Source organism: Vibrio sp. B4-6 (assembly GCF_963888245.1).
Taxonomy (GTDB): Bacteria; Pseudomonadota; Gammaproteobacteria; order Enterobacterales; family Vibrionaceae; genus Vibrio; species Vibrio anguillarum.
Map to the genome: position 1 here is coordinate 290,853 of NZ_CAWPIM010000044.1, position 21,962 is coordinate 312,814.

General features: G+C 43.5%; 20 protein-coding genes. 14 read left to right on the plus strand and 6 right to left on the minus strand.

Annotated features, from left to right (window positions below; all coding sequences use genetic code 11):
- Positions 1 to 237: 237 nt before the first annotated feature.
- From AACV20_RS12630 to AACV20_RS12640, 3 genes are read left to right on the plus strand one after another with little or no spacing between them, the layout of a single operon-like run.
- Positions 238 to 681, plus strand: coding sequence for a PTS sugar transporter subunit IIA (locus tag AACV20_RS12630; RefSeq protein WP_017048182.1), 444 nt, complete (start codon positions 238 to 240; stop codon positions 679 to 681).
- Positions 682 to 736: 55 nt separating this feature from the next.
- The gene (locus AACV20_RS12635) at positions 737 to 1,024 is read left to right on the plus strand and encodes a PTS sugar transporter subunit IIB (RefSeq protein ID WP_088733162.1); all 288 of its coding nucleotides are present in this window, start codon (positions 737 to 739) and stop codon (positions 1,022 to 1,024) included.
- A gap of 8 nt (positions 1,025 to 1,032) precedes the next feature.
- A complete protein-coding gene (locus tag AACV20_RS12640) occupies positions 1,033 to 2,289 on the plus strand; it encodes a PTS ascorbate transporter subunit IIC (protein ID WP_170907400.1) in 1,257 nt (418 codons plus the stop codon).
- 61 nt (positions 2,290 to 2,350) lie between these two features.
- Here the strand turns inward: AACV20_RS12640 and AACV20_RS12645 are convergent, their stop codons facing one another.
- On the minus strand, positions 2,351 to 2,794 hold the full coding sequence (locus AACV20_RS12645; RefSeq protein ID WP_010319355.1) for a dCMP deaminase family protein: 444 nt from the start codon (positions 2,792 to 2,794) through the stop codon (positions 2,351 to 2,353).
- Positions 2,795 to 3,643: 849 nt separating this feature from the next.
- Between AACV20_RS12645 and AACV20_RS12650 the strand changes: the two genes are divergently transcribed.
- The 4 genes from AACV20_RS12650 to yddG all read left to right on the plus strand — a co-directional run bounded on the left by AACV20_RS12650 (position 3,644) and on the right by yddG (position 6,741).
- Entirely contained in the window at positions 3,644 to 4,630 is a 987-nt protein-coding gene (locus tag AACV20_RS12650; RefSeq protein WP_170907401.1) for a Gfo/Idh/MocA family protein, read from the plus strand.
- A gap of 30 nt (positions 4,631 to 4,660) precedes the next feature.
- Positions 4,661 to 5,059: an OsmC family protein gene (locus AACV20_RS12655; protein WP_047688690.1), complete on the plus strand. Its 399-nt coding sequence runs from the start codon at positions 4,661 to 4,663 to the stop codon at positions 5,057 to 5,059.
- 171 nt (positions 5,060 to 5,230) lie between these two features.
- A complete protein-coding gene (locus AACV20_RS12660; RefSeq protein WP_026028176.1) occupies positions 5,231 to 5,830 on the plus strand; it encodes a sugar O-acetyltransferase in 600 nt (199 codons plus the stop codon).
- A complete protein-coding gene (gene yddG / locus AACV20_RS12665; protein WP_170907402.1) occupies positions 5,827 to 6,741 on the plus strand; it encodes an aromatic amino acid DMT transporter YddG in 915 nt (304 codons plus the stop codon). Before AACV20_RS12660 ends, yddG begins: the two co-directional genes overlap by 4 nt.
- A gap of 81 nt (positions 6,742 to 6,822) precedes the next feature.
- Here the strand turns inward: yddG and AACV20_RS12670 are convergent, their stop codons facing one another.
- Together AACV20_RS12670 and AACV20_RS12675 are read right to left on the minus strand one after the other, a co-directional pair.
- Entirely contained in the window at positions 6,823 to 7,719 is an 897-nt protein-coding gene (locus tag AACV20_RS12670; protein WP_017043151.1) for a cation diffusion facilitator family transporter, read from the minus strand.
- Between the two features lie 219 nt (positions 7,720 to 7,938).
- Entirely contained in the window at positions 7,939 to 8,817 is an 879-nt protein-coding gene (locus tag AACV20_RS12675; RefSeq protein ID WP_010319645.1) for a LysR family transcriptional regulator, read from the minus strand.
- A 213-nt stretch (positions 8,818 to 9,030) separates the two neighbouring features.
- Here AACV20_RS12675 and AACV20_RS12680 point away from each other — a divergent pair, with 213 nt between their 5' ends.
- Positions 9,031 to 9,612 carry a class I SAM-dependent DNA methyltransferase gene (locus tag AACV20_RS12680; protein ID WP_049785471.1) on the plus strand — a complete coding sequence of 194 codons (582 nt, stop codon included), beginning with the start codon at positions 9,031 to 9,033 and terminating at the stop codon, positions 9,610 to 9,612.
- A gap of 296 nt (positions 9,613 to 9,908) precedes the next feature.
- On the opposite strand, the gene AACV20_RS12685 is transcribed toward AACV20_RS12680, so the two are convergent.
- Complete coding sequence (locus AACV20_RS12685) at positions 9,909 to 10,823, minus strand: LysR family transcriptional regulator (protein WP_026028597.1); 915 nt, start codon at positions 10,821 to 10,823, stop codon at positions 9,909 to 9,911.
- 151 nt (positions 10,824 to 10,974) lie between these two features.
- The gene (locus AACV20_RS12690) at positions 10,975 to 12,948 is read right to left on the minus strand and encodes an acetoacetate--CoA ligase (protein WP_026028902.1); all 1,974 of its coding nucleotides are present in this window, start codon (positions 12,946 to 12,948) and stop codon (positions 10,975 to 10,977) included.
- A 271-nt stretch (positions 12,949 to 13,219) separates the two neighbouring features.
- On the opposite strand from AACV20_RS12690, the gene phhA reads away from it, so the two are divergent.
- From phhA to AACV20_RS12705, 3 genes are all read left to right on the plus strand, one after another.
- Positions 13,220 to 14,011 carry a phenylalanine 4-monooxygenase gene (gene phhA, locus AACV20_RS12695; RefSeq protein ID WP_017045087.1) on the plus strand — a complete coding sequence of 264 codons (792 nt, stop codon included), beginning with the start codon at positions 13,220 to 13,222 and terminating at the stop codon, positions 14,009 to 14,011.
- Positions 14,004 to 14,336: a 4a-hydroxytetrahydrobiopterin dehydratase gene (locus tag AACV20_RS12700; protein WP_017049984.1), complete on the plus strand. Its 333-nt coding sequence runs from the start codon at positions 14,004 to 14,006 to the stop codon at positions 14,334 to 14,336. The genes phhA and AACV20_RS12700 overlap by 8 nt, the downstream gene beginning before the upstream one ends.
- 316 nt (positions 14,337 to 14,652) lie before the next feature.
- Positions 14,653 to 16,977, plus strand: coding sequence for a methyl-accepting chemotaxis protein (locus tag AACV20_RS12705; protein ID WP_170907403.1), 2,325 nt, complete (start codon positions 14,653 to 14,655; stop codon positions 16,975 to 16,977).
- A gap of 76 nt (positions 16,978 to 17,053) precedes the next feature.
- Here the strand turns inward: AACV20_RS12705 and AACV20_RS12710 are convergent, their stop codons facing one another.
- On the minus strand, positions 17,054 to 18,448 hold the full coding sequence (locus AACV20_RS12710) for an MATE family efflux transporter (protein ID WP_064626635.1): 1,395 nt from the start codon (positions 18,446 to 18,448) through the stop codon (positions 17,054 to 17,056).
- A gap of 94 nt (positions 18,449 to 18,542) precedes the next feature.
- Here AACV20_RS12710 and AACV20_RS12715 point away from each other — a divergent pair, with 94 nt between their 5' ends.
- The 3 genes from AACV20_RS12715 (at position 18,543) to AACV20_RS12725 (ending at position 21,960) form a co-directional block, all read left to right on the plus strand.
- Entirely contained in the window at positions 18,543 to 19,385 is an 843-nt protein-coding gene (locus AACV20_RS12715) for an AraC family transcriptional regulator (protein ID WP_170907404.1), read from the plus strand.
- Between the two features lie 237 nt (positions 19,386 to 19,622).
- Positions 19,623 to 21,170, plus strand: a complete 1,548-nt coding sequence (locus AACV20_RS12720; RefSeq protein ID WP_170907405.1) for a DUF3369 domain-containing protein — start codon at positions 19,623 to 19,625, stop codon at positions 21,168 to 21,170.
- Between the two features lie 31 nt (positions 21,171 to 21,201).
- Positions 21,202 to 21,960 carry an ABC transporter substrate-binding protein gene (locus AACV20_RS12725; protein ID WP_212752595.1) on the plus strand — a complete coding sequence of 253 codons (759 nt, stop codon included), beginning with the start codon at positions 21,202 to 21,204 and terminating at the stop codon, positions 21,958 to 21,960.
- Positions 21,961 to 21,962: the final 2 nt, after the last annotated feature.

A 21,962-nucleotide genomic window follows, 5' to 3' on the forward strand; every position in this document is an offset into this window, starting at 1 on the left:
TTCATGTTATTAATAAGTTAGCGATGTGATTTTAACACACACACTCGGGCGTGTTGATATTACCGTATAACTATTGTTGCACCGATACATGAAATACTATGATTTCAATAAATGATAGCGCTATCACAAATCAAACCAACACATAAAGATAGCGCTACCATTTGTGATTTCGATCTGGTTTTCTATTTGGATAGACAGATAAATTGATGCTACCTATTCATATCAAGAACCTAAAAAATGTTACGTGAACTATTAACCGAAGACGTTATTCGAGTGCATAAATCGGCTGACGACTGGCAAGATGCAATTCGCAAAGCATGTCAACCATTGATTGAAAATAAGGCCATTAATCCAAGTTATGTTGAAGCTATATTTCGGTCACATAGGGAGCTCGGTCCTTATTATGTTGTTGGACCTGGAATGGCGATGCCTCATGCTCGACCTGAAGATGGGGTTAATCGTTTAGCATTTGGCCTAACGGTAATTCAAGATGGAGTTAACTTTAATTCGGATGGCAATGATCCTGTAAAAATGCTGGTTACTTTGGCTGCGACAGATAGTAATAGTCACGTAGATGCAATATCTAAATTGGCCGAATTATTTATGAATGAAGAAGACGTAGAATATATCTGCTCAGCCAAATCTGTTGAAGATATTCTGCGTGTTATCCAAGACTATTAATAGTAAAAACACGATAAATAATAGTAAAAATACAATAAAGCAGAGGGTGAATATAATGAAAATTATGGTAGTTTGCGGCCACGGCCTAGGTACAAGTTTGATGATGGAAATAAGCATCAAAAATATAGTGAAAGATCTAAATGTTGACGCTGAAATCGACCACATAGATTTAGGTTCCGCAAAGGGGACCGTTTGCGACATCTTTATTGGTACAAATGATATAACAGACCAACTAAAATCACTGGGTGTTGAGCCTAAGATTGTGAGTTTGGATAATATGGTCGATAAAAAAGCAATGAAAGAACGTTTGTCAGCGGCTCTTCAAGAACTTGGTGTGTTGTAGGAGGCACTATGGAATTCTTTAATTTTTTAATGAATGACGTGCTTTCTGAGCCAGCAATGTTAGTTGGCTTGATCGCATTAATAGGTTTGATCGCACAGAAAAAACCATTGACGGAATGCATTAAAGGTACCGTGAAAACTATTTTGGGCTTCATTATTCTTGGAGCTGGTGCGGGGCTAGTTGTTGGTTCGCTAGGAGATTTTGCGACCATATTTCAGCATGCTTTTGGCATTACTGGTGTCGTTCCAAATAATGAAGCCATCGTGTCTATTGCTCAAAAGTCATTTGGTAAAGAAATGGCGATGATCATGTTTTTCGCGATGCTGGTAAATATATTGATTGCACGCCTTACACCATGGAAATTTATATTCTTAACAGGGCACCACACTTTATTTATGTCGATGATGGTGGCTGCAATTTTGTCATCAAGCGGTATGTCCGGTATTCCATTGATTGCCCTAGGTTCCATTGTCGTTGGTAGTGTTATGGTGTTTTTCCCAGCAATTGCACATCGATATATGCGTCAAGTTACAGGTTCTGACGATGTTGCTATTGGTCACTTCTCTACACTTTCTTATGTATTAGCTGGTTTTATTGGTAGTAAATTTGGTAATAAAGAACATTCTACGGAAGATATGAATGTTCCTAAAAGTTTACTATTTTTACGTGATACACCCGTTGCGATCTCATTTACTATGGGCATCATCTTTATGGTGACCTGTCTATTTGCTGGTGGGGAATTTGTGCGTGAAGTGAGCGGTGGAAAACATTGGTTTATGTTTGCGCTGATGCAATCTATTACGTTTGCGGGGGGTGTGTATGTCATCTTACAAGGTGTACGTATGGTTATTGCTGAAATTGTTCCTGCGTTTAAAGGTATTTCAGACAAACTAGTTCCTAATGCTAAACCAGCATTAGATTGTCCTGTGGTATTCCCCTATGCCCCAAATGCTGTCTTGGTCGGCTTTCTATCTAGTTTTCTTGCTGGCTTATTAGGTATGTTCTTACTCTACATTATGGGTTTGACAGTGATTATTCCTGGGGTTGTTCCACACTTCTTTGTTGGTGCTGCCGCAGGGGTATTTGGTAATGCCACAGGTGGGCGTCGTGGTGCTATTTTGGGCGCATTTGCGCAAGGTTTATTGATCACGTTCTTACCTGTATTTTTAATGCCAGTGCTTGGAAACCTAGGTTTTGCTAACACAACGTTTAGTGATGCTGATTTTGGCGCAGTTGGTATTTTACTCGGCCTGATTGTTCGTTAATACTCCCAAACAAAAACCGCCCTTCCAATTTGGCAGGGCGGTTTTTTTGATCATTGATTAATTATTTCAAATCACTGAGCGGTAGCCAGTTTACTTTAACACCCGCTTGTAAAAACATATCTTGGCTGACTTTGATCTTATCACCCCAACGGGATAAAAAGTCTTCTGTTTGCTCTGGGCAGTGTACTGCGGAAATCCCAGTTTGAATGATTTTTGCTGCACAGTTTGGGCAAGGAAAATGTGTCACATAAATTTCGCAACCATCCAAATCACGCTTGGCGAATAGGATGGCATTTTCCTCAGCATGCAGTGTTTTGAGGTATTTCATATCACGATCATCGGTGCCTGCACTGTCTGAAATACCATGCGGGTAACCGTTAAATCCAACCGAAACGATGCGATTTTGCTTAGTGATCACTGCGCCGACTTGCGTGGAGGGATCTTTACTCCAAGAGCCAACAAGTTCTGCCATTTGGTAAAAGCGCTGTGCCCATTTCGAAATCATGTGTTGTTCCTCTGACGATTTTCTTGCATTTCCTCAGTAGCGAGGGAGATATGTGATTAAGATCGACATTAATATCCTAGTTTTCTCACACTTAGTCTAGAGCAATTCTCATTTCTAAACAGAATTCAGCCGTGCCAATCAGTATTAGAGTGAGAGCTCTATCTCATTTCGTGCGGGTATCTTAGCTGCGGTGATAGGCAATTATAGGATTAAGTTTGTGAGAGATCTCTCACACGTATCGTGAGACTTTAACGTTTCGCTATGCAATAAAAAGAGATTGAATTTCTGTAATTATTTGAATTTAAATGATAATTTTCATTCGGTGTCTTTCTGGTAGAGAAAAAACAACAGGTGGGGGATTGCTGAAAAAAGTGAAATCCGTAATCTGAAGTTGTCAGCAGGAAGCGGACACGGAACAGGAAAGACCCAAGGATAGGTCATCTTCAGGACGAAGATTCGATAATTCAGGAAGAATGATCGGCAAGGATAGCGAAGGACATTAGCTGGATGCTGAATAACTAGGATGGTTATCAAGGAAAGTTAATGGACGGTGCAAAGGAAAAGTGCACACATCTGTCGGGACGACGGAGTTAAGGACACCGCTAGGAAGGCGATGAAAGGGAATGTGCTGAGGGAATCAGCAGACTATCAAGGAATTGATGCAGGGAGCACTTATCAGTAGCTGGATTGCTGCGAGTAAGAACTGGAACCCCACTAAGCGAGAGCTTAGTGGGGTTTTCTTTATTTTGGTTACCTGAAAATAATGGCCACCTGAAAATAATAAGTGGTGAGGTTAACATTGCTTCCTGCGGAGTAACTCCAGATAATAGGTGAAAATAATGAAAGGATATGATGATGATTCGCTTAGCTGTTATTGGAACCAACTGGATTACTGACCAATTTATTGAAGGGGCATTAAAAACGGGGGAATTTCAGCTAGTAGCGGTTTATTCCCGTTCGCTGGACAGGGCGAAACAATTTGCCGAAAAATACGATGCTCCTGCTTTGTTTACTGACCTTAAGAGCCTAGGTGAGAGTGACAATGTGGATGCCGTGTACATCGCCAGCCCGAATGTACTGCATGGTCCACAGTCGATTCAAATGATGCAAGCGGGCAAACATGTTATCTGTGAGAAGCCGCTGGCTTCTGATTTCTCATTAGCACAGCAGATGTATCAAGTTGCCAAACAGCATGGCGTAGTATTATTCGAGGCCTTTATAACCCCACATTTGCCCAATTTTTCCGTTCTCAAACAAGAGCTATCGCAGATTGGCGCTATCCGTAAAGTGGTGCTCAGCTACTGCCAGTATTCCTCTCGTTACCCTAAATATCTTAAGGGTGAGATGCCCAATACCTTTTTGCCCGAGTTCTCCAATGGTTCGATCATGGATATTGGTTATTACTGTTTGGGCTCAGCCATTGAACTGTTTGGTGAGCCTAAATCGGTACAAGCCCAAGCGCATTTACTGGAGACGGGGGTTGATGGTAACGGCAGTGTGATCTTAGGATATGACGGTTTTGATGTGCTATTAATGCATTCAAAAACCAGTGACTCCTATTTGCCGAGCGAAATTCAAGGTGAAGAGGCCGCACTGCACGTTGAGATGATCTCTACCTGCAACCGCATCACGAGAATTAACCGTGGTGGTCAAACCCAAGATCTGAGTATTGAGCAACACGCCAACCGCATGTTCTACGAAGCACACAAATTTGCAGATCAGATACAGAACAAGAGAATAGATGAGCAATGCAAATTACGCTCACTCACCGTTTCCAAATTATTGACAGAAATACGCCGCCAAACGGGCGTGATTTTTCCAACCGATAACCTGTAGTTTCATCGCACAGAGAAGAGAGCAAAAATAATGCAAGCTGAAGTAAAGTGGGTCGAAAATTTCAAGTTCTTGGGCCAATCCCAATCTGGTCATTCGGTGGTGATGGATGGCAGTGGTGGTGCAACCGCGCCTAGCCCGATGGAGATGGTTCTTATGGCCGCGGGAGGTTGTAGCTCTGTGGATGTGGTTGATGGCTTAAAATCGGCCAATCAACAGGTCACTGCATGTAACGCCAAATTGACGGCTGAGCGCCGTGAAACCGCACCGCGGATTTTTACGCTAGTCAATATCCATTTCGACGTATCAGGCGTTGATCTTGACCCTAGTGTCGTTGAAAAAGTGACGACCGATTCATTAGAAAAGTACTGTTCTGTCTGCTTAATGTTAGGCAATGGTGTCACAATGACTCACAGTTGGGCGATTGTTTAAGCCAGTCAATCAATAAAACTAGGAAAAAGCAATATGCTCTGATCTTGCCTTTTCCTGTGCGTTACAGGTTGGTTGAAATTAAAGAGGAAAGTGAAACAGTGAGCTTTTCTCTTTTTTCTTTTGTTTATCCAAGTAGTCTAAATAAACTAGATGCATAAGGAGGAACGGCTCATGACCGAAATGGAAAAAATGATGAATGGTATGGTGTTTGACGGTGCAGACCCAGAAATGGAAGCCATTCGTAGCAAAGCAGGACATTTACTGTTGCAGATCAACCAATGCGCCGATGCTACAGCCCGCCATCAATTGCAAACTCAGCTATATCGTCAAATTGGCCAACAAAGTGTGGTGCAGCCTCCTTTCTATTGTGAATTCGGTGAAACAATTTCCATTGGTGATGAAACCTTTATCAACATGAATGTCACTATGCTTGATGGCGCTAAAATCACGATTGGTAATCATGTTTTGATTGGCCCTAACACCCAGTTTTATACACCAGCGCATGCTTTGGATTATCGCAGCCGCCGCTTGTGGGAAACATTTTGTAAGCCGATTACGGTTGAAGATGACGTATGGATTGGTGGCAACGTTGTTATTAATCAAGGAGTCACGATTGGTGCCCGTTCGGTTGTCGCGGCAAATTCAGTGGTCAATCAGGATGTGCCAGCTGATAGCCTAGTCGGAGGCACACCAGCGAGAGTGCTCCGTTCATTAAAAGAAATGAATGGAACATCTGACCTGCATAGTTCAGTTAAGGAAGGGCATCATTGAAGCAGCATAAATATACACTATTTGGTGTTGCGGCTATCTTGCTGTGGAGCTGTCTCATGGGGCTAATCAGAACGGTCACCGAGCAATTTAGCCCAATTGGTGGGGCGGCGCTGATTTACACTGTGAGCTCAGTATTTCTGATGCTTGTCATGGGTGTGCCTAAATTCAAACACTTTTCTCTGCGTTATGTTCTGATCGGTGGCGCGCTTTTTGTGAGCTACGAAATCTGCTTAGCATTAGCGTTAGGTATGGCCAATGATCGCCATCAAGCGCTCGAGATGGCGGTGATTAACTATTTGTGGCCAGCCTTGACGGTGTTGTTTGCGGTATTTCTCAGCCGTAAACCCGTCCATATTCTTGTGTATCCAAGCGTTGCGCTCGCATTTGTCGGGGTTGCTTGGACCATTACTGGTGATAGTGGGTTTTCGGTGATGCAAATATCAGCCAATATTGCGACTAATCCCTTAACCTATAGCATGGCGTTTGGCGGGGCGATTATTTGGGCTGTTTATTGCAATATCACCAAACAATTAGCCAATGGACAAAATGCCATTATCCTGTTCTTTATGGCTACTGCTATCGCCCTCTGGATTAAGTATTTTCTTAGCAGCGAAAGCACTTTAGTGTTTACCGTTCCAGCAACCTTGAATTTAGCGTTAACGGGTGTGGTGATGGGCAGCGGTTATGCACTTTGGAATGTGGCAATCTTGCGTGGCAATATGGTTCTATTGGCGACTCTTTCTTATTTCACGCCAGTGATTTCAACCTTGCTTTCATCGCTAATCTTAGGTGTAGCGCTTGGGCTAAGCTTTTGGCAAGGTGTGATTATGGTAACGATGGGTTCTTTAATTTGTTGGTGGGCGACCAGAGAACGTCAATCGACGGTGCAAGAGAAAATGCCAATAGCCTGACCTGACATCGCAACAGCTTTGCTATGTATAAAAAAAGCCCTCTCGGGAACGAGAGGGCTTTTTCCGTTTAATTGAGACTGATTAACGAGCTACGTTCATGGTTAATTGCAGTACGAATGGCAGCTTTGATAAACGCTTATGTAGCGAGCGACGAGTACTTTCGATATCTTCAAGTGCAATCATTTCATTCTCATCAGGACGAATGTCGACATTGACCCACAGCTCATGACCGACTTTAGTCACCGCAGTTAACTCAATATCTTGCTCTGATTCTTCACCTACGGCAATGACACCTTGATCCACGGTTTTACAAATCTCTTTGCTTGGTGACATCATCAACAATTCACGTGTTGCCGATTTAAGCATGTCATAAGGCACTTTGATAAAGTAAAACGACATTAATAGCATCATGATTGGGTCTGCATAGACGGCATATTTTGCCCAAGGAGATAAGGTCATCAACCAAGCGGCAATGAAACCGACCGTTACCGCGACGCTTAATAGCGTGTCCATTTGCCACTGTTTTACTTCAGCGTCAATCAAACCAGAAGAGTAACGTTTACTCTTGTTGACCATGAACCACCACGCAATCGCACAACCAATCACGTTCACTGTGCCAAAAACAGTTGCGATAGAAGCATCCACTTCTCGACCACCGCTAAACAATGCCATGACAGCCGAGTACAACGAATAACTCACGACTAACAAAATAACGCTGGCTTTGATAGCAATAACCGCAGGTTCTAGCACCGCGCGTCCAAAGGGAAAAGTCGAGTCAGAAGGTTTACGAATGTAGCGTGACGCCACCAGCGACAATAATGTTAACAGCAAACTAACCAGTGAATACACACCGTCAAACACGATAACCAGTGAACCGACAAGCATACCAACCACAAGTCCGCCACCAGCAAAGCCAGAAGCTAAAAGGGCCGAAATCGTCAAAATGCGATTTTCATTATTTCTTGTTCGAGCACACATAAAAGACTACCTGTTGAAAACATGCTGTTATTTTGGCTTAAAGCACGGTTTTGACAATCTCTAAGTGCATTGGTCGTTGGCTTGAATATTGGGGGTTAAGTTTATTTTTAATTAAAACAACTAGTTATGTTGTTATTTGTCTGTCAGGATAATTGACGCTGACTGTCTTCGCTTTAGATTGTTTGAAATGTGGGCATCTTGAAAGCTAAACAACGGAAATTAAAAATCAAACAAATAGTCACGCAACTTATCGGCTAACCAGTTCATGCCAGGGTGTTCGGCCATGCCCGTGGCCGTAAACATGCAGTAATCTTCTTGAGTGAGACCGTAGGTGTGCTTAATCACCGTTAGTTTTTGTTCACGTAGGAAGTGGCGAATTAAAGGTTCTGGCAATACGCCCCATGCATTCTCAGTCAAGATGGTATTGAGCATGTAATCGAAACTGGAGAAGCCAATGTAGCGACGAGAGAAAGGTTGTAATTCGGGGTTATCTTTTTCGTTTAAATAGACCATCACGGCTTGCATTGCTCTGCGCAGTTCTTCGTCGGTGACTCGCGAAATTTTAGTTAGCGGGTGGTCACTTTTGCACACCGACATCATCCGGATTTTACCCAAAGGTTGATAAGTGATCCGCGGGTCATTGATCCTTTCGTAATCGACGCCAAAAGCAAAATCGACTTGATGGGTGGCAATCAAGTTGGCTAAGTCGCCGCTTGAAGCCAATACAAGGTTAAACGAGGTCGCGGGAAAACGATTATTCAGCTGGTGTGCAAAATCTTGCCACAAGGCATCAGGAAGAGAATCATCACGGGCAATCCACATCTCGGCGTTGAAGCCCCGTGATATTTGCGTACAGGTGTGTTTTATTCGCGCAATGGTCACCAAAACACTTTCACAATCTTTATAAATTGCTTTCCCCGCTTCAGATAAAGTCAGGTTGTTGCCGGTGCGCACAAAAAGAGCGGTATCGAGCTCTTTCTCCAACGCTTTAATCGCCATACTGAGTTTGGTTCGGTTACATTCTAATTGTCGCGCCGCTTCGGAGACTGAGCCCGTGTCCGCGACAGAGAAAAATGCTTCAATTTGAGAAAGGTTCATAACGTTCTCTAAGGCACAATAATGGGTTGATCATAAACAATTTTAGTACCACTGCCTATCTGATGTTCTTCTACCAACTGACGGTTTTCTCGCCAATCAAAGCCAGTTCATCATTTCTTAGTCAAGATTGAGCTGTAACTCTATGAACGTAACACAGTTTTGGTTTATTCTTGGGAAAATTTCCCCAATACAAGAAGTAACACGGAGGCCATGATGGCGAACGAATGGGATGAGTGTGCGGCTCAGTGGGAGCAGGACGAATCCACAACGCTTTTTGCTCAAAATGTGTTTCAGCAATTGCAGAAACGGGTCACTCTCGAAGGTAAACATGTTCTTGATTTCGGGTGTGGTACGGGTTTGCTGAGCCAAATGATGTCTCGCCATGCCAGAGATATTGTCGCGCTCGATGGCTCTGAGGCCATGATTGAAGAGTTGGATAAAAAAGAGTTGGTCAACGTTGAACCCGTGGTGGATTTTCTGACCCGTGGTCTAGTCGCGCAACATCCGGCCTTTCGCAAACAATTCGATCTTGTTGTGGCGTCATCTGTGTGCGCGTTTGTGCCGAATCTTAATGAAGTATTTACCATCATTCATTCTCTATTAGATGAGCATGGCGTTTTTATTCATTGGGACTGGTTGGTTGAAGAAGATGATCCTGACTATGGTCTTAGCCAAAACCAAATTGAGACACAACTGAAAAGCGCAGGTTTTAGCCAAGTGGAAACCGCAGTTGCGTTCGAGATTAAAAATTCAAAAGGTCTAGCGCCAGTAGTGATGGGCATTGGTAGGAAATAACATCATAAAGTCGATGGTTTTCCAGATTGAGAATGGCTTATTTACATTATTTCACTGTTCCATAATGATCAACTTGCGTAAGCTCTAGCTTGTTGATAAGTGTCATGATAGTCACTCCACAGAAGACTATAAGGCATTGATCACGAATAATTCTGTTTGTTGACTGATAACTCATGGCTAGGGTTAAGCAAAAATAAAAGCACATCAGAAGATAAATAAAGAAGGCCAGCGCAAAATAGTGCTGGCCTTCTTTATTTTAAGCATTGAGCTAAATTTTCAATGTTGATTCACAAACATCAGTGTGGTTTTTTGAGCTGATCACACAACCATTTCAAAGCTTGGTCGTTCATACTGGGCTTGTTCCACACTAAGCTGTAAGCCACTTTCCCATAATTGAAAGGTAACGGTTTGATGAGCAACTCCCTAGCTTGCATCGCTTGTTCCGCCCAGCGTTTGGAGCAAGTAAAGAGTGAGTCAGTATGCTTGCATAAGATGGCGGCCGCACCAAAGTCAGCAACAACAACCGGAACATGACGAGCTCGATGAGATTGAGCCAAACTCTGTTCAAAAAAAGGTTCAGCCAGCTCTTTATCCATAATGCCGATATGCGATTGAGCAAGGTAGTGATCGATAGTGAGTACTTCATTGGCTAAAGCATGATCACTACGCATTAAGCAGACCATTTCATCGTGAGCAATCACTTCCCACACGAGTTCTTTATCTCGCGTTGGGGGTTGGCTGATATCGTGTGGCAAAATGACGAAATCAATCAGCCCGCTTTGCAGGGCGTCGAAGCCATAGTGATCTTTCGAGTAGATAGTAAAGGAAGCTTGCGGTGCATGATTTTTTATTACGTTTGTCAAAATAGGAGCAAACAACTCAAAGGCACTTTCTCGCATCGCAAGGCGGTATTTCCCCTGATAATGTTGAGGTTCGAAATTTGAGTGATGCAGCAATCCATTCATGCTAGAGAGGATTGAATGGACAGTGGGGCCCATTTGTAGCGCGAAAGGGGTAGGTATCAAATGTGTACCGTCACGATAAAATAGTTCATCTTCCAAGAGAATGCGCAATTGCGACAAGTTTTTACTGATGCTTGAAGGGCTAATGCAGAGCTGGGCCGCTGTTTGCGTGACGCTGCGGGTACTGAGCATGACGTGTAGCGCTGTTAGGTGTTTTAAACTGATTCTTGAAAGGTGAATATAATCCATAAATAAAGGCGGTTCCTCCAAACTTTTTCAAAAGCATATCACTGACATACTGACAAATTACACGAAAAGATGCGGGTTATTTGACAAGCTGCCGAAATATTTACCGCTGTGCCTACATCAACTTCCATCGCCTTTATTTCAAGAATAATGTTTATGTAAACAGCGCGTGGATTTCTTCTAATACATGAGGATTGGCAATTGCACCTAAGTTTTTGACTGTCTCGCCATGCAGTACTTGCTTCACCGCGAGTTCTACTAGTTTTCCTGATTTGGTGCGCGGGACATCACTGATGGAATGGATCTGCGCAGGAACATGACGAGGGGAGCAGTTTTCTCTTAGGCGCTGTTTGATGGTGTTCACCAGTAGGGTGTTGAGTTCGCAATGTGGAGCCAGTTGTACAAAAAGGATGATCTGCTCATCATTATCGATTTTCTGACCCACTGCGACCGAATCTTGTATTTCAGGCAAGCTATTCACTTGCTGATAAATTTCCGCCGTGCCGATACGCACGCCTCCGGGATTTAAGGTGGTGTCACTGCGCCCATAAAAACGTATTCCCCCATTGTCGGTCCACTCAACTTCATCACCGTGGTGCCATACACCAGAGAACTTGCTCCAATACGCATTGTGATAACGTTGGCCATCGTCATGCCAAAACCCGATGGGTTGATTAGGGAAACTGTTGCAGCAGACTAACTCTCCCCGTTGTTGTATCACGGGTTGGCCAAGGTCGTTAAATACGGCGACATCAAGTCCTAAGCCTGCGCCTTGGCATTCTCCTCGATACACCGGCGATATGGGGTTGCCAAGCACGAAGCAGCCACAAATATCGGTTCCACCCGAGATAGAGGCGAGGTGTAAGTCCGCTTTTATGTTGGCGTATACATAATCAAACTGTTTTGGGTACAAAACCGAACCTGTTGAACATAATGTTTTCAGTGAGGAGAGAGGGTAGTAATCGCTCGGTGAATACGCGGTTTTTTGCAGTGCCTCTAAATATTTGGCCGATGTACCGAACAAAGTGATGTTGGCTTCTTCTGCCAAATCCCACAATACACCCGGTTGCGGATACATTGGGCTACCATCATAAATAACTAACGTAGCACCGCTAGCGAGCGCCGAAACATGCCAGTTCCACATCATCCACCCACAAGTGGTGTAATAAAACACACGATCGCCCGGTTGAATATCACAGTGTAATTGATGCTCTTTGAGATGATTTAAAATCGTACCGCCAACCGAATGGGCGATGCATTTGGGTTTACCTGTCGTACCTGATGAGTACAAGATAAACAGTGGGTCATTGAAGCCAATGCGTTCATAGCGTAGCCCACGTGGAAGGTAACTTGCGAGAATCGCATTCCAATCAGAAAAAGCGTCGTTAAAATCAGCCGTGAGTGAGCGTTGCTGTAAATATTCGATCTGACAAATGTTGTGTAGGCTCGAAATAGCATCGGCAATCTGACCATTTTTTTCTTCCATGAGATGGGTTTTGCCATTAAACGTATACCCATTGCAGCAGAATAAAATTTTGGGTTGTACTTGGCCGAAACGTTCTACTACGCTGTCGACACCGAAATCAGGAGAGGTTGATGTCCAAACGGCTCCTAAGCTAGTAGTCGCTAACATAGCCACTAAAGTTTCGGTCATATAGGGTAAGTAACCGGCGACAACATCACCTTTTTCAACTCCATTTTGTTTTAACCACTGCTGGATAATAGAAACCTGATCACTGAGTTGCTGCCATGTTAGCTTCTTGTTTTGCCCATTTTCATTTTTAAACCAAACGGCAATGCCTTCCGGTTGTTGAAACGCATAAGAGAGCAGATTTTCCGCGTAGTTCAATTGTGCTTGGGGAAACCAAATTGTGTCTCTGGCGGCGGTGAAGTCGTCCCATCTCGCAATCCCCTCACCGTAAATGCAGTTACCACGAAAGCCGATCACATCGCAAAATTGCCACACTTCTAACCAAAATTGTTTTCTCTCGGCAACGGACCAGAGATGCAGTTGTGAGTAGCTTTCTATCGCCTCACCTTGCATATTAATGTGCTCAATAAACTGGTTTAAATTGGACGCTTTGATGCGGTCTTGGCTAGGGACCCAAAGCGGTGTGTGCGGCGTCAAATTTTCTTCAAACATAATCGCGTTCCCTACAACCACTACAAGTGGGTATATATCCGTTTATTTTCTGATCTGTTGGCACTGTTTAGTGTTGTCGGCGAACGCCGTAAAGTCAAACGGGTTGGCCATAATCATATCCATGATATCTAAGTAAAAAAACCATAAATGTAAAATATTTGTTACGCGTGAGCGTCGTCAGATGTCGAGCCTAAGATTGGCAGACTTTTCACGAGGCGATAGGCTTAATGTAATCGGTTTGTTAAAAGGTTGTGGTATGACGCAGTATCATTCTAAGCCATTAAATAGCAAAGGTTTCATTGACTGGAGTAACGAAGAGGATCGGATTTGGTATGATCTGATCGCACGTCAAGAGACCGTCGTTGAGCAGCGAGCATGCCAAGCCTATTTGGATGGGTTAGCGATGCTGCAACTCTCTAAAGATCAGGTTCCTCAGTTGCCCGATATCAACCGTATTTTGCAACGTGAAACCGGATGGCAAGTCGAGCCGGTGCCCGCTTTAATTAATTTCGATCGATTTTTCGCCTTATTGGCAGAGAAAAAATTTCCAGTTGCCACGTTTTTGCGTAGCCGTGAAGAGTTTGACTATTTGCAAGAACCGGATTTTTTTCATGAGATTTTTGGTCATTGCGCGATGCTTACTCATCCTGATTTTGCATCATTTACTCAGGTTTACGGCAAGCTTGGGGCTAACGCGAGCCCAAAACAGAGAGCTTATTTGGCGCGGCTCTATTGGTTTACGGTCGAATTTGGTTTAGTGCAAGAAAGTGACGGTGTAAAAATCTATGGCGGAGGTATTTTATCCTCTCCCGCTGAAACCGTGTATAGCCTTGATAATCAAACGGCCATACGTGAAAAATTTGACATCCAACAAGTGCTGAGAACGCCATATCGTATTGATATCATGCAACCCATTTACTATGTGTTGGATGATCTACGAGATCTGTACCATTTGAGCCAAGAAAATCTTGTACAGCAGGTAGAAAGTGCCATGCAGGCAGGCTTGTTGGCCCCCTTATTTCAACCCAAGGAAGAGACCCATGCTTGAAGAATTACGTTGTGAAGCTTGTAGCCTTGATGCGCTAGCATTATCGATCCCCGAGCAGCAGCAACTACTCACTGAACTTGAGGGGTGGTCTATTGTTGTACGTGATGGCATCCCCCAGTTGGAAAAAGTGTATGTGTTCAAAAACTTCAAGTTGGCGTGGGCATTTTCTAACCAAGTTGCTCAATTAGCTGAAGCGGAATTCCACCACCCCAGTTTGTTATTAGAGTGGGGCAAAGTGACCGTGACTTGGTGGAGCCATTCCATCAAAGGATTGCACAAAAACGATTTTATCTGCGCCGCAAAATGTGATGGATTAATCGATTAAAACCAATACTATCAATGTGTTAGTTTTAGATCTCGACCTGGTGGTTATTTTCCCTTCGTTGTGCACTTGAAGCTGCAGCAGTGCTGGCTACGTTTGCTCAACCCAGCATAGAGTTTACTTGTGCTCATGGGGATGAGCTCACTTACCGCCTACCTGCAACTTCAACAAGTTGTTTGGATGTATCCGGTCGTTTTTCTACGCAAAAGCCAAACCGTGACCTACACTTTGAAAAGCTCATAATACAAATTTCATATAAACCCAGTGGCTGGGGGCGACGATGGCTTTACAAAAAGTTGTTCATTTCTATGCGTAGGGTTTGACTATGAAAATATCAACGAAAATCATTGCGGCATGTACTATCTTGTGTTCAGTTGGCGTGGTAATCAGCGGTGGTTTTGTTGGGTGGCGAGCATCAGAGCTCTCAAGCCAAGCACTTTATGACCGAGCCGCAAATCAACTTACCTCCGTACGCGAAATCAAAAAGAGTGAAATAACTAACTATTTCAAACAGATCCGTCTGCAAATTGAGACCTTGTCTTCCGAGGTATCGACTCAAGAAGCAATGGATTCTTTTACTCGTTCGTTCTCTCGTTATCCTGCCCACCGTATAACGCCCCAAGATATGGATGCGCTAGAACGGTATTATCGTGATCAGTTTGGTCGTACTTACCGTCAGGAAAACAATGGCAGTCAGCCAAATGAACTTGGTGCATTTGCACAGCTTTCAGAGCAGGGAAAAGCACTGCAGGCTCGCTACATCGGCGTAAACCCTAACGAGCTTGGATCCAAACATCACTTGGATTTTGATTCATTGGGCAGCAGCTATGATGAAGCTCACCGGCGTTATCACGCCTCATTTAGGCGATTTTTAGAAGCGTTTGGCTATTACGATATTTTCCTTGTCGATTTGTCAGGCAACGTGGTTTATACCGTGTTTAAAGAACTGGATTTTGCGACCAATTTATCAACTGGCGCATATCAAAATTCGGGGCTAGGCCATGCATTTGCTAAGGCAAAAAACTTGCAAGAGGGGCAATCCTACCTCGAAGATTTTGCACCTTATTATCCTTCCTATGAGGCAGCGGCTTCGTTTATTTCGGCCCCAATTTTCAAAGAACAGCAGCGGGTAGGCACGCTGATCTTTCAGATGCCGATCGATGTGATCAACAACATCATGACATTTGGCGGTAGCTGGGCTGATGCGGGGCTCGGTAAAAGTGGAGAAACTTACCTTGTGGGGCAAGATGGTTTATTGCGCAGTCAATCACGGTTTTTATTAGAAGATCCTGAGCAATACTTTCAAACCTTAACTGATATTGGTGTTGAGCCAGCCACCATTGATCAAATCAAAACCAAGGGTTCGGCCATTGGGCGTCAACGCATCAAGACCGATGCGGTACGACAGGCATTGGCGGGTGGACAAGGCCTAGAAACCATCAAAGACTATCGTAATGTTGAAGTACTTTCGGCTTACGCACCTCTGGATGTTTTAGGACAAAAATGGGCTATATTAACTGAAATCGATCAATCTGAGGCGTTGCAAGATGTCTCGACTTTAGAGCGTTCAGTATTGCAGACGGTGTTTATTAGTATTGCTGTTCTTGTGGTGCTTTCACTCTTTATTTCTTACATCGTGGGAAGTGGTATATCCAAACCTATCCGCAGTGCGTCGTTAGAGCTGCATCGGATTAATCAGGAGAATGATTTAACCGCGCGTTTAAGTGAAAAGGGTAAAGATGAAATGGCGGAAGTTGCGGTTGCCTTTAACCAGCTATTTAGCAGCTTACAGAAAACCATTGAGCAGTTTGCGCGGGCGACGGAGTCACTCAACGGCAGCACTCATCGTATGTCTTCCAATATGGAGAGCACGCGAGGCGCTGTTGCCGAGCAGAGTATGAGAACAGAATCGGTCGCGGCGGCGGTAAATCAAATGAGTGCTTCAATTGGCGAGGTAGCGCAGTTTGCTAGCCGAGCTGCCGATTATGTGAAATCAGCTAATGATACAGGGTCACAAAGTGTCGACGTCGGGGAAGCGTTGGGAAATGAAATCAGTTTGTTGAGCGATGAGATGAAGATGGCGGTGGAAGCTATTGAGCGGCTCCATAGTGAAAGTAATTCTATTGCTGAAGTGCTTGATGTTATCCAAGGTATCGCCGAGCAGACCAACTTACTGGCCCTTAATGCGGCGATTGAAGCAGCACGTGCTGGCGAGCAGGGTCGTGGTTTTGCGGTCGTTGCCGATGAAGTGCGATCATTAGCAGGGCGCACGCAGACTTCTACTGAAGAGATCCGTAAAAAAATCGATTCGCTACAACATGAAATAAACAGTGTGTCGCAGGGAATTGAAAAGGCCAATAAAACCGTGGTGAAAGGGGTTGAAACCTGCCATTTGAATACGGATATGCTTGCTCAAATCATGTCAATGTTAACCGAACTGAATGACATGAATGTGCAAATTGCTGCCGCGACAGAAGAGCAAAAATCAGTAACGGATGAAATCAGCAGTAGCATTACTTCGATTGCCGATGCTTCACTGTCGGTTTCTGGACAAGTGAATGATGTTGATGGAGTGCTTACCGACCTTTCTGGGCAAGCAGAGACACTAAATAGTGAGATTGCTCAGTTCAAATATAAGGCGTAACACTAAGACATTTCCTACTTAATCAGCAACTGTGTTGGTTACATTCGCTCCAAGCATAGAGTTATACTCGGTTTAACTATGCTTGGAGCGTTGAAGGCTCTGTCTCGTTGACCAAGTTATTGATCCAACGTTTGGAATAGATCCGTTGTGTTGTAAGGATAATTTTGACGGCCTCTTCAAGCATAATAACCATCATAACCCAATGCAAAGGCCAGCCAAGAACCAACCCTGTGTAATAAGCCAACGGAATGCCAATCGCCCATTGGCCAAATAAGTCAATGAAAATACTGTAGTTAATATCGCCGCCACTTTTTAACACGCCACCGATACCGACCATATTAAATACCCGTAGTACCATCCCAAACGCCATTACTAAGCAAACATTCACGGCCATTTGTGTATCATGCAGTGGACTTTTTTCGATCAAAGCGTAAATCCAAGGTTCAGCCAAAAAGCAGAACAATGCCAGCAGCAACGCCAGCCCGCAGCTAGTAAGTACATACCACCAAGAAGTCTGCGCGGCACGTTCGTAACGCTGTGCACCAATTTCATGTCCAAGCAAGATAGAGGCGGCCACGGCAAATCCAAGAAAGGCGGAAATGAGTACACTTTCAATGGGGGAAAGCAGTGAGATAATCGCAAGTTCAGAAACGCCCAACTGGCCGACAATAACGTTGTAAATCAAAATGCCAGCCGCCCATGCTGAATCGTGAATAATCATTGGCCTTGCGACTTTAAAATAGCGCTGTCTATGGTGTTTCATTTTTGCTTGCTGCCAGTTTTCGCGATTGGGCAATAGATGAGCGTAATGTCGCTTTACTTGCCAAAAAAGAAGCATGGTTTGACAGCCGCGTGAGATGCTTGTGCCAATCGCTGCACCCACAACCCCCAATTCTGGAAAGCCGAACAGGCCAAAGATGAGTAAAGCGTTTAAGACAGCGTTAATAATGATGGCCAGAATACTTACTTGAGTTGGCAACTTTGCCACGCCGACAGAACGTAGTGCGCTCTCTAGTGGCACTACTAATGCGGTACAAAATAAGCTAAGTGCTGTGATCCATAAATAATCCGTGGCTAGTGTGACGTATTGAGCATCATTGGCCACTAAAGAAACAACAGACTGAGGTATCCACAAATAGAGCAGCATAAAGGGGAGTGTAAACAGCAGAGCCACTATCCAAGATTGAGCCAATGTCCGTTTTATGCCCTCGATGTTACCTGCACCAAAATATTGCGAAGCTAACACGCTTACTGCACCGCTAGCACCAACAATAACGATGAGATTAAAGAAAAATATTCGGTTGCCAACACCAACGGCCGCCGTAGCGGATTCACCTAATTGGCTGACCATAAAAATATCTACTACACCTAACAGTGAAAACAGCATTGACTGGAGGGATACTGGTACACCAATATCGATCAATTTGCGCCAAAATTGACGGTCTAGCTGATGAAAGGGAGTCATAAACATGGTGCATTACCTCATTTTGATATGCGGCAAGTGTAAATCGAATCGTAATTTTTGTATTCTCTCAATACCTCTATAACTTTTGCCAAACTCTCATATGTCAGACAAGCAAGAACGGTATTCCATCTCAGATAAAACACATCAAGAATTTATTGACCAAAGTCGCGTCTTAGCATTGGAGCAAAGCGGCATTGTGCAATGCGGAATTGCAACCTGCCGCGAAATGTTTTCTGTTTATCGGAAAAATCAGAGCGTGCATATGCTGTTATACACGGTGAAGGGAAAAGGTTGGCTAACGAGTGGAACTGACCGTTACTTACTGGAACCGAGCTCATTAATTGTGGTACCAGCGGGTGTCGAAAATGGTTTTGGAATTGAAGAAGAAGAGTGGCAAGTGGTGTGGATCTTTCTTGCACCACAGCGTCATTGGAAAAACACCGTAAAAGAAGAAATACATTACACATTAACGCCTATCGCTGCGGTCATGTATGCGAGTATTCAAGCGCTACTGCGAACCTTAATATTGCCTGCTGAGCTTGGTGAGCAGGTCGGGCAACGCATTGTTGAACAGATAGAAATCATTCTCCGAGCACCGATTGAACTACCGCTCTCGCGTACTTCGTTGCGTTTAAATCGCGTCTTTCAGCGAGTCCAGAGCCAGCTGCATAAAGATTGGACAATAGAAAATCTCGCCGCATTATTTCCTTGCTCGCAAGCTCATTTACATCGTTTATGTCAGCAGCACTTTGGCCACAGTCCTAAAGCCCACTTAACGCGAATGCGTATGGAGTACGCCGCTCGTTTGCTTGTTTCTACCGACTGGCCAATCCAACATGTCGGTGACATTGTCGGCTATCCTAACCCAGCAAACTTTAGTACTCGTTTTAAGGTATGGAGCCATTGCACACCACGAGAATTTCGTAAAAAACGAAATGATTAATTCCACGGCATTGGTAAATGGCACTCTTCATTCATAAACTTTTTTATCTACTAAACGCGATGAAATTATTGCACCTCGAGCACGGCTTATGAAGGTGATTGAAATATCAATATCATTGAGTATATGGCTTGTAAAAATCAATTTATTCATCACATTAATTAGATTCTAACCACCAACAAAACGGTTATGTGCTAAACCTATAAGAGTAGGAATATTGTCAATATAGAGAGATAAGCGATGGATCTGTTTGCGGATTTTCGACAAGAGGCTCAACCAAAGAGCCAGGAGAGTCATGAACTTAGTGTTGAAAATAAACCATGGCGAGTACTGCTAGTCGATGATGATGAGCAGATGCACCAGATCACTCGTTTAGCGCTAAGAGGGTTTTCATTTCAAGGACGGCCACTAGAGCTACTGTCTGCTATGTCTGGTCTTGAAGCCAGAGAAGTGCTGAATACTCAGCCCGATATAGCTTTAGCGCTCGTTGATGTAGTTATGGAGACGGAACACGCGGGGTTAGATTTAGTTAGGCATATCCGTGAAGAGTGTAAGAATAGAATTATTCGTTTGGTATTACGTACCGGGCAAGCAGGGCAAGCCCCCGAAGATACGGTCATCCAAGAGTATGAAATTGATGACTATAAAGAGAAAACAGAACTTACCACACAAAAACTCAGAACCCTGCTCTATTCGATGTTGCGATCTTATCGGGATCTTTGTTTGATAGAAGAGCAAAAAGAGGGGCTTAAACGCGTGATTGAAGCCTCAGCGAAGGTACAAAATACCACAACCTTACAAACCTATGCTGAATCGGTACTGAGCCAGCTCACTTCTTTACTTAAACTCCATGCATCGGCATTTTATTGTATCGTTCAGCCTAAATCTGAAGGCGAAGGTTCGTGTGCTTTAACGTTGGCGGCTATTGGAGGATTTGTCGATTTTTATTCTGACTGTGATTTTTCGCGCTTACCTTCGGAAGTGGCTAAGCGCTGCCAGCTTGCACTGCAAAGCAAAATGTCTCATAGCTACGATGATGCCTCTGTACTTTATATGACAGACAGTCGTGGTGTAGAAAATTTACTCTATATTAATTTGCTTGAGCGCTTATCTGAAAATGACGAACGTTTGCTTGAAATCTATATGTATAACATAGGGTTAACTTTTGAAAACTTAAATTTACAGCTTGATTTACGCGAAACATCGAGGGAGCTTGTTTATAACTTAGCCAATGCCGTCGAAGCCAGAAGCAAAGAAACAGGGGCTCACGTACAGCGGGTTTCTCTGATCTGTGAAAAATTAGCCACATTAATGACCTTACCTGAGCAGGATATTTATATGATTAAAAATGCGTCACCCCTACATGATGTAGGTAAAGTGGCGATCCCTGACAGTATTCTTCATAAACCAGGGAAATTGGACGCTCAAGAATGGGCGATCATGCAAAAACACGTTGAATACGGTGTTGATATCTTAAGTCGTTCAAAACGCAGTTTAATTATCAAAGCGAAAGAGATTGCCGGTTCTCACCATGAAAAATGGGATGGAAGCGGTTACCCAAACCAATTAGCCGGTGAAGGCATTCCTATCAGTGGCAGAATCACAGCATTAGCTGATGTGTTTGATGCTCTTGGTTCTAAACGCAGTTATAAAGATGCTTGGCCGGAAGAGACAATCAAACAAGAAATTGTCGCGCAAAAAGGAAAACATTTTGATCCGATGTTGGTCGATCTGATGCTGGCGCATTGGGATGATTTCATCACTATTCGTGAACAGTATCCTGATTAAGTTTATTTACTTATTAACTATAGGTGTTGTTATGAGTGTTTTAATGGATTGCAATCGATTTTTTATATATGCATCATTTATTTTCTTTCCTATTTTATTTTCTATTAATGCAGAAGAAAAAGAACAATCTAGGAATGAAATTATTGCCCATTTGGGTGAAATTCCTGGGTTGATTAATGCTGATGGTACTGGGCCTTTTGTTGATTTAGTACGACGTATTGATGTAATTGATCCTAATGTAAATATTATTATTCATGTTTATCCACTCCATCGTGCTATCTATGGTGTTGTGAATGGTCAAGCTGATTTTGCTTTGCCAGCGGTTAGAGTGGATGATCAGGATGACAAACTGGCTTACCGGTTTAGTAGTCGTTCTTTTGGTTTAGTCGCCTCTGTTCTTTACACTAATAAGGATAAACCATTTAGCGTCGATCAGCTTTGGACGAACCCTAATCATTATATAATCGAAGCATTTCCTGATGATATGCCTTTTCCAGTGATGCGTTCTAATAGTATCAATACATCATTACTTAAACTATCTTCTGGTCGTATTGATGGATTTGTTTGGGCACAAGAAGAAGCCGACATTGCTCTAAGAAGTCTAAACCTGACAAATATTTATCGCCAGTATTTTTATGACCATGAGGATGTGTTTATCATTCCCAAAGGGCCTAAAGGTGATTGGATTGATGATTATTTAACAAGAATGATTGATAAACTTAAAGAGAGTGGTGAGTTGCAAATACTCTATGATTCTATTCACCTTCCTTACGATGATTGGCAACCTTGACC